The sequence below is a fragment of the Nocardiopsis sediminis genome (genome assembly GCF_042650565.1).
GTDB classification, from domain to species: Bacteria; Actinomycetota; Actinomycetes; order Streptosporangiales; family Streptosporangiaceae; genus Nocardiopsis_B; species Nocardiopsis_B sediminis.
Window position 1 is genome coordinate 1 of sequence record NZ_JBHSBH010000004.1, and the last position, 4,530, is coordinate 4,530.

1 protein-coding gene is annotated in these 4,530 nt (G+C 71.0%); it reads left to right on the top strand.

Annotated features, from left to right (window positions below; genetic code table 11):
- Positions 1-771: 771 nt before the first annotated feature.
- The gene (locus ACFOVU_RS04245) at positions 772-4,476 is read left to right on the top strand and encodes a transglycosylase domain-containing protein (protein WP_378529972.1); all 3,705 of its coding nucleotides are present in this window, start codon (positions 772-774) and stop codon (positions 4,474-4,476) included.
- The last annotated feature ends 54 nt before the right edge of the window (positions 4,477-4,530 follow it).

Below are 4,530 nucleotides of genomic sequence, written 5' to 3' on the forward strand. Positions count from 1 at the left end.
TGGGGTGGGAGAGTAGGTCACCGCCGGACATTCTTTTTGGTGGGGTGGGAGCTGTGCTTCTACCCCACCTTTTTGTTACCGCACATTGTGAACAAGTGAACCTTGCTCGAAGCATCCGTATGCGGAAAGTCACCGTCGGACACCGTGTGTGAGGTCTCAAGATCGCTGCTTTCTCGATCGCAGAAGGTGATTTTTTCGCCGGCGTCCCCGCCCGCCTCGGTGTTCTCCGCTGTCGCCGTGACCTCCCGGGATGTGAGGCCGCGTGGGGTGATCCTCGCGCTTGTCGTGCCGGAGTGTGCGGTTTCGCACCCGTTTGGAGGATTTTCGCGTCGACAGGGTCAGGGGGGCCGGGTAGTGTCACCGGTCCATGACACTGTGACGTGGACGTGACGTCCGCACGCTGGGTGAACAGTGGGTCCGCATGCCTCTCGATCGCCGAACGCACCGGCGTTCGAGGCAGGAGGGGCGGGTATCGTATTGCGTAGGGTTCCGGCGATTCCCCCGCAGCGCCGACCCGAGTGAGAATTTGCAGAACCGATTCGGCCCACGCATGCGTCACACGTCTTGACCGCAGTGGGGGAGTCGAGAGTTCCAGGGGGCCATCAACTGAATGACAGCACCTACGGCGCCGGTGGAACCGAACCGCGCCGCGAACCCGATCCGCCCGTAACCGATGGTAGTGCTACAGGGGATGCCGTGGAAGCCCGGAGTGACTCCGGTGGCCGTCCGGAGGACGCCGAAGACCGTACCGACGGGGCCGAAGGCGCGCCCGTGACCGACGACGATCGCGCGGACAGCGCCACCGGCTCTGCGTCCGGCTCCGTGTCCGGTCGTGAGGCGGAGCCCGCGCCCGGCAGCGATGATGAGCCGGCCCAGGAACGGGTCGACGCCTCCGCGGAGGAAAAGAGCAGCGCGTCCGACGCGGCCGACCCCGGGAGTGATGACGACCCCGGGAGCCGTGACGACTCCGCGAAGGGGAGCGACGCGGGTTCCGACGCCGGCGGCGCTTCGGAAGCCGGGACCGACGCCGACTCCACGGCCACCACCACCGCCTTCAGTGCGCTCGGCACCGCCGATGCCGCCGATGCCGCCGATGACGAGGCCGCTGCCACCACCGCCCCTCCCGCCGATGCGGGCGCCGCCGGTGCGAGTGCTGCGGCGAGCGCGTTCAAGGACAGCGGGACGTTCTTCCGTGAGCGGGTCGCCCGTACCCTCGCCGAGCAGGGCTTCGACTTCCGCGAGGACGGCACCTGGGGGGACGGCGACTCCGCCGCCGCGTCCTCGGGCGGCTCCGCCACCGGCGACGACTCCGTCGCCGACTCCGGTGACGACGACACGACCGTGACCGTCACCCCCTCGGCCCCGCCGGTGGCGTCGCCCTCCGCCGCGGCGTCGTCCTCTGTGGACACCCCGGACTCCGGCGAGTCCGCTTCCGCCGAGCAGGCCGGTGCGGACGATGAAGCGGACACGACGTCCGACTCGGTGGGCGGTCACTCCGTTCCGGAGTCCGCGACCGCCGCCTACGACCCCGATGAGACGCTGCCGTCCGCGGTCCGGGGCGACACCCCCGTGTCCCCCACCCACGAGGACGCCGACACCACGCTGCCCGCCGAGCTTCCCCGCCCTGCGGCGGGAGCGGACGACACTCCGCCTGCCCCGACCTCGGCCCCGGCCGGGGGCGTCAGCGGGCACACCGCGTGGGACCCCGAGGGCACCGCGGCGTTCACCCCCGTCTTCGACGACGACGATGACGATGACGACCACACGGCCGCGCGCGGCGGCGCCGGCACGCCTTCCACGGCTCCCTCCTCCGAGTCCTCGTCGATCTTCTCCGCGTTCACCCCCGTCTCCCCGAAGCGGGAGGACGCCCCCGCGGCCCCTGCCCCGAACGCCGCCCCCTCTGGGGCGGACGGGGACGACGTCGAGTCCGCGGCCGGGTCCGGGGGACTCGATGACCCCGCGTCCCGTCCGAGCGGCGACGACCCCTCCCCGGTCTCCCCGCGGCCCGCGAACCCCTATCGCGGCCCCGGGATGGTGGCCTTCGGTGCCGGTGCGGCGGGCGGCGCCGCCGCATCCGCGGGCGGCGGCCCGGGTGCCCCCGCCGGCCCCGGAACGCCGGGTGGTCCGGCGGGCACGGGAGGCTCGGGACCCGGTGGCCCTGGTGGCCCTGGTGGCCCCGGTGACGGCGGTGGCCCGGGTGGCGGTGGCGAAGGCGGCGATGGCGAGGACGACGCGAAGTCCGCCGCAGCCGCCGCCGGCCTGCGCAACCTCAGGGCCATGGGGAAGGGCAAAAAGGGCAAGAAGAAGGCGGCCGCTGCCGCCGCATCCGGCCCGAAGGGCCCCGACGGCCCCACCGGCCCTGATGGCAAGAAGCCGAAGAAGCCCAAGAAGCCGCTGTGGTGGCGCATCACCCGCGGCGGGCTGATCACCGTCGGCGCCTTCGCGCTGCTCGGCATCGGCGGGTTCGGCATCGCCTACGCGACCATCCCCGTGCCCGACAGCACCCAGGAGGGCGTCGCGGACCAGGCCACGGAGTTCTACTACTCCGACGGCGAGACCAAGTTCGCCGAACGCGGCATCGACCGTGAAATCGTGGACCTCGAGGAGATCCCCGACGGGGTCCAGGAGGCGGTCATCTCCGCCGAGGACCGCGGGTTCTGGACCGAGCCCGGTGTGTCCCTCACCGGTACGATCCGCGGCGCGTGGTCCACGTTCACGGGCCAGCAGGTGCAGGGCGGCTCGACCATCACCCAGCAGCTCGTGCGCAACTACTTCGAGGGTGTGAGCAGGGACCAGACGGTCGCCCGCAAGCTCCAGGAGATCATCATCGCCCTCAAGGTGGACCAGTCTCCGGACATGGACAAAGAGTGGGTGATGGAGCAGTACCTGAACACCATCTACTTCGGGCGCAACGCGTACGGCATCCAGGCGGCGGCCGGGGCGTACTACCACAAGGACGTCAGCGAGCTCACGCCGGAGGAGTCGGCGTTCCTCGCCGCTGCCATCCAGCAGCCGACCCCGTTCGGCGAGGCCGACAGCAACACCACTCCGGAGATGGAGGAGCGGTGGCGCTACGTCGTCAACGGCATGGTGGGCGAGGCGATCACCGAGCAGGAAGCCGCCGCGATGGAGTTCCCGCACCCCGAGCCGGAGCGGATCACCGATGACCTCGGCGGCTACAACGGCTACATGCTCCAGCAGGCGATGGCGGAACTGGAATCGCTCGGTTACACCGAAGACCAGGTCAACCGGGGCGGGTACAAGGTCATCACGACCTTCGACCAGAGCATGATGGACATGGCGCGCGACGCCGTGGAGAGCACGGTCGACGTCGAATCGCTGCCCGAGGGCGTGCAGGCCGGCCTGACCGCGGTCGACCCGGCCACGGGCGAGGTCGTGGCGTTCTACGGCGGTGCCGACTACAACGCCAACCAGTACGACAGCGCGTTCAACGGGTCGGCCCAGGCGGGTTCCGCGTTCAAGCCCTACGTGCTGGCCACCGCCCTGGAGCAGGGCTACAGCCTCGACAGCATCGTGAACGGCAGCTCGCCGATCACGGTCAACGGCAGCCAGATCCAGAACGCCGGCGGCGCGAACTACGGGCCGCTGAACCTGGTGCAGGCGACGCAGCGCTCGATCAACACCGGGTACGTGCAGCTGGCGGAGGAGGTCGGGGTCGAGAGTGTCCGCGATACCGCCTATGCGGCCGGCATCCCCGAGGACATGATCACCGACGACCAGGTGGTGCCGACCCTGGCGCTGGGCGTCTCCGATGTGAGCCCGGTCGATCAGGCCAGCGGGTTCGCGACCTTCGCCAACGGCGGGGAGCATATCCAGGCGCACGTCGTCCGCGAGATCGTGAACCAGGACGGCGAGGACGAGCGCGCGGCGGTCGACCGCAACCAGGCCGTCAGCGCCGACACCGCGGCCAACGTCTCCTACGCGCTCCAGCAGGTCGTCCAGAGCGGTACCGGTACCGCCGCGGCGCTGCCCGACGGCCGCCCGGTGGCGGGCAAGACCGGTACCACCGATAGCAGCGTGGCGACCTGGTTCGTGGGCTACGCGCCGCAGCTGTCGACCGCGGTGGGCGTGTACAACGGCAACAACCAGCCGTTCAGCGTCCCCGGCTGGGGGTCGCTGTCGGGCGGTACCCTCTCGGCGACGATCTGGCGCGCGTTCATGTCGCAGGCGATGGAGGGCCGCGAGGTCGAGCAGTTCCCCGGCCGCACCAGCGGCGGTGACGTGCAGAACCTCGCACCCGAGCTGCCGCCGTCGCCCGAGGCCCCGTCGGAGCCGGTCGAGCCCCCGGTTGAGGAGCCCGTACCCGAGGTTCCCCCGACCCCGGAGGTGCCGGAGGTCCCGGAGCAGCCCTCGGATCCGGGCATCCCTCCGGGTGAGGATCCGGGTGGGGAGGAACCGGGCTTCCCGGGGTTCCCCGGACCGGAGGACCCGGAGGATCCGCCGCCCGCTGAGTGATCGGCGGGCACGATCCCGGATACGCCCGCCACGGCGTGACAACGGCGGGGGGGG